At 69.6% G+C, this 4,055-nt stretch carries 4 protein-coding genes; 1 reads left to right on the forward strand and 3 read right to left on the reverse strand.

What is annotated here, in order from left to right; translation table 11 throughout:
- Positions 1–395 precede the first annotated feature (395 nt).
- From ETD86_RS52975 to sigE, 3 genes are all read right to left on the reverse strand, one after another.
- A complete protein-coding gene (locus tag ETD86_RS52975; protein ID WP_138674176.1) occupies positions 396–2,222 on the reverse strand; it encodes a trypsin-like peptidase domain-containing protein in 1,827 nt (608 codons plus the stop codon).
- Between the two features lie 168 nt (positions 2,223–2,390).
- Positions 2,391–2,912, reverse strand: a complete 522-nt coding sequence (locus ETD86_RS52980; protein WP_138674177.1) for an anti-sigma factor family protein — start codon at positions 2,910–2,912, stop codon at positions 2,391–2,393.
- Position 2,913: 1 nt separating this feature from the next.
- Positions 2,914–3,546, reverse strand: a complete 633-nt coding sequence (sigE, locus tag ETD86_RS52985) for an RNA polymerase sigma factor SigE (protein WP_138674178.1) — start codon at positions 3,544–3,546, stop codon at positions 2,914–2,916.
- Positions 3,547–3,732: 186 nt separating this feature from the next.
- Between sigE and ETD86_RS52990 the strand changes: the two genes are divergently transcribed.
- Positions 3,733–4,055, forward strand: a 323-nt coding sequence (locus ETD86_RS52990; protein WP_211370898.1) for an O-methyltransferase, incomplete at its 3' end; no start/stop codon positions are given.

Raw genomic sequence — 4,055 nt, forward strand, 5'->3', positions numbered from 1 at the left:
GCCCACAGCCGCCCAGCCGCATAACCGGACGACCGCACACAGCCGCCCACACGCGGCATACCGGGACGCCAGGCAGCCCGCCACACGCGGCAGACCGCGCCCCAGTCAGCCGGACACGGACGATCAGACGCAGACGCAGACGATGACCGAAGCCGGGGACGCGAGCGCCGGTCAGGGACCCCACGCCGCCCCAGGCCCTCCCGGGCGCCGGGTCGGCGAGACGGCGTGCGGTGGAGCCCGGCGCAAGGGAACGGCGCCCAGGATGGGCCCGAAGACACCAGTGCCCGGACGCCGTAACGGCGGCCCGCCGGTGAAGCTGGTAACCGTCCCCCTGGAGGGCGGGCCACCAGCGTCGGCGGTTGGAGCCCACGTGGCCCCGCCGTAAAAGAACTAGATCATGATGGCGACGGCGTGGGACCGTCTTCGGAGACCACGACCAGCGTGGCAGTGCGTTCTTGGCCGTCGCGCTGATACTTGATGGTGATCTTGGATCCCGGCGCCTTGCTCCGGATCAGCGCGATCAGCTCGTTCCCGTCCTGCAACGTCAGCCCGTCGATCTCCAGGATGATGTCACCGGCCTTGAGCCCGGCCTTGTCGGCGGGCCCGCCCGCATCCACCGGCTGCCGCCCCGCGGCCGGCTCGGACGCGATCTTCACGCCCTGCCCCCGGTAGTCCTTGTCCAGCACGATGCCGATCTTCGGCCGCTTGGCGCGCCCTGTGCTGATCAGCTCCTCCGCCACCCGCCGCGTCTGGTTGACCGGGATCGCGAAGCCCAGGCCGATGCTCCCGCTTTGGCTGTTCGCCGACCGGCTGAGGGTGGCGATGGCCGAGTTCACGCCGACGACCTCGCCCCTGCTGTTCACCAGCGGCCCGCCCGAGTTGCCGGGGTTGATGGCGGCGTCCGTCTGGATGGCGCTGATGTACGCGGGCTCCTCACTGACGGTGCCGGTGTCGTCGCCGGCGATGACCGGGCGGTTGAGCGAGCTCACGATGCCCGTCGTGACCGTGCCCGTCAGGCCGAGCGGCGAGCCGATGGCGATCACCGGGTCACCGACCACCACCTGGTCGGAGTTGCCCAGGGTGATCTCCGGGGTGCCGAACGTCTCATCCGGCTTGACCACAGCCAGGTCCGAACCCGGGTCCCGGCCGACGATGCGGGCCGAAGTGGTCTTGCGGTTGTTGAACATGATCTGGATCTTGCCGCTGCCCTGCGCGGCCAGGGAGACCACGTGGTTGTTGGTCACCACGTAGCCGTTCTTGATCAGGAACCCGGACCCGGACGCCCCTTCGGTGCTGGATCCGTTGACCTCGAGCGAGACCACGCTGGGCAGCACCCGCGCGGCCACGCCCGCCACCGAGTCCGGTGCCCGGTTGGTGGCGCCCGTCGGCAGCGGGCCGAGGCTGTAGGAGGGGTCGTTGCTACTGCTCGGCTTGGTGAGCACGTACGTGCCGACGCTGCCGAGCGTCGAGGCCAGCACGGCGATGACCACGGCGATGACGACCAGGACGCCCACGCCCGGACCACGCCGGCCCGTCGCGCCCGATCCATGCCCGCCCGGAGGCGGCGGCGCCCACCCGGAGCCCATACCGAGCGCCCGCGGCGGCGGAGGCGGCGGCGTGCCGCCCCCACCGAACGGCGGCCCCTCATAAGGCCGCCCCCCGCTGTCCGGCCCACCGAACGAAGGACCACTGCTCGCCCCACCGAACGAAGGACCGCTGTCCGGCCCTCCGAACGAAGGACCGCCGTCGGGACGGCCGAACGAAGGGCCACTGTCGGGACGGCCGAACGAAGGGCTCTCGTAGGATCGGGTGCCGCCGTCCGAAGCCTCGCCGTAGGACGGGCTCTCATAAGACCGCGTGCCATTGTCCGGCCCACCGTAGGGAGACGTCCCGCCAGACGTCCCACCGTGAGAAGACGTCCCGCCAGACGTCCCGCCGTACGGAGAGGTCTCGCCGTACGAGCCGTGCGAAGACGTCTCGGCGTACGGATTGTCGGTGGAGTAGGACGGCGCCTCGTACGGGCGGTTCTCGTACGGTGGCGCGCCGGCGGCGCCGGAACGCCCCGACGGGTCGCCCCACGAAGCGCCGAACGAGGCGGGCGGCTCCGGCCGCCCGGCCGGCTGATCGGCCGTGTGCTCGGCGGGCAGGAACTCCGGCCGCCCCAGTGGTTCGGGGTAGTCCGACGGCGTGCGTCCTTCGGTGGGGCGCGTCTCGTCGGTCATAAAATTCTCACCACTCCTTGGCTCGGCCACCGCAATCCTCACTCTTGCGGCATACGAGGGTCATAAAACAGGTCGTTCCGCCCACACGTAACAAATCCCGAACCCAGATCGTATGCCCTTAGAGCGGGCGACTACGCCAACACAGGCCATCACCGGCATATCCGGACGTCACGGTGTGGCGATCGAGGGCGAGTTGGTCGGCGACTGCTGCACCTTCCACAACTCGACCGGCGGTGTGGTGGGATCCTGCACCGCGCCGGAGGTGGCGAAGAAGGTCCCGAGCGCCACGGCGGCCGAGACCACACCGACCGCGACGTAGGTGGTGCGCCGCCTACCAGCGCGTCCAGGGCCCGAAGCCCCGCCATTCGCGTCCCTGCGCGGGCGGTTGTCCAGTGGGGCGATGCTGTGCGGCCCAGGGATCGGCACTCCCCCGAACGTACGCGCGGGGAAAGGGCGCTCCCTCGGCGGTAGCGGCCCGCCCGGCTCCGCCATCCGGAGCAGGGACATCGTCAGATCGGCCGGCATCGCCGGGCCGTCGAGCGAGCGCAGGCGCGACTTCAGCGCCCGCATCGACTCGACCTCACGCCGGCAGTCAGCGCAGAAGGTCAGATGCGCCAGCGCGCGCTCGCGTTCGTGGTGGTTGAGCTCTCCGTCGACGAGCGCGGAAAGACGTTCTCCAAGATGAGCCATATCAGACTTCCTCCCCACGGATCACGGTCGGGGGGAGTTGAGAATTGCGCGGGGCCCGATGGTCGAGCGCCTCCCGCAACTGCGCCCGGCCACGGTGAATACGGCTTCGGACCGTCCCCAGCTTGACGCCGAGCGTGGCCGCGATCTCCTCATAGGACAGGCCCTCGATGTCGCACAGCACGATCGCGGCCCGGAACTCGGGTGCGAGTGCGTCGAGGGCGGCCTGGATGTCCGGCTCCAGGTGGGCGTCGTCGAACGCCTGCGCCGGTGACGGCTCCCGGCCACGCAACCGCTCGGCGGCGTCGTCGGCCAGTCCCTCGAACCTGATGCGCTGCTTGCGCCGCGCCATGTCGAGGAAAAGGTTCGTCGTGATCCGGTGCAGCCACCCCTCGAACGTGCCGGGGGTGTAGCTCGACAGCGACCTGAAAACCCGGACGAAGACCTCCTGAGTGAGATCCTCGGCATCGTGAACGTTGCCGGTCAGCCGGTACGCAAGCCGATACACGCGTGCGGAATGCGTCCGCACGACTTCCTCCCACGTAGGAGGCGTCCAGTCAGACGACACGGGAGTATCCGTCTGGTGGTCGCTCTCGTCCACCAGAACTCCTCTCTCTGGGACCACCGCTATCGCCATAGTGCCTGGTTTCGTCCCTTCGTGCGCACTGCCTGCCTTCCGGACCGGCAAAGCCCGTTTAAACCTGCAACGCCTCGAGACCCTCCTGAGTTCCCGTCCCGGCGTGTCTCCCCTAGGCTGCGATCGGTGCCAATCACCTGTTTGACCCTTTGCGACCAATCGCACGAAAGTGGGGGGAGGCGGCCGATGACCAGTCAGGTGGAGGCCACTCTGGCCTATGCGGAGCAGTTTCATCACGAGGATGAGATCATCCACGCGGCGCGGCAGCGCGGGCTGGAGATGGGGGCCACACCCGTCCTTCCCGGCGGCGGGGCGGCACTGTGTTTCCTCGCCACCGCCGTCAACGCCAAGTCGGTCGTGGAGATCGGCACGGGGTGCGGCGTCTCCGGCCTGTGGCTGCTGCGCGGCATGCGTACCGACGGCACGCTGACGAGCGTCGACGTCGAGCCCGAGCACCAGAGGCTGGCCCGGCAGGCTTTCGCGGAGGCGGGGTTCTCCGGGGGGCGCTG

Origin of the sequence: Nonomuraea turkmeniaca (assembly GCF_005889735.1) — a bacterium.
In the GTDB taxonomy this organism is placed as follows: Bacteria; Actinomycetota; Actinomycetes; order Streptosporangiales; family Streptosporangiaceae; genus Nonomuraea; species Nonomuraea turkmeniaca.

Bases quoted from the DNA above. Each gene is read 5' to 3' on its own strand.
- ETD86_RS52975 (WP_138674176.1), bottom strand. From the start codon at position 2,222: ATGACCGACGAGACGCGCCCCACCGAAGGACGCACGCCGTCGGACTAC.
- ETD86_RS52980 (WP_138674177.1), bottom strand. From the start codon at position 2,912: ATGGCTCATCTTGGAGAACGTCTTTCCGCGCTCGTCGACGGAGAGCTC.
- sigE (WP_138674178.1), bottom strand. From the start codon at position 3,546: ATGGCGATAGCGGTGGTCCCAGAGAGAGGAGTTCTGGTGGACGAGAGC.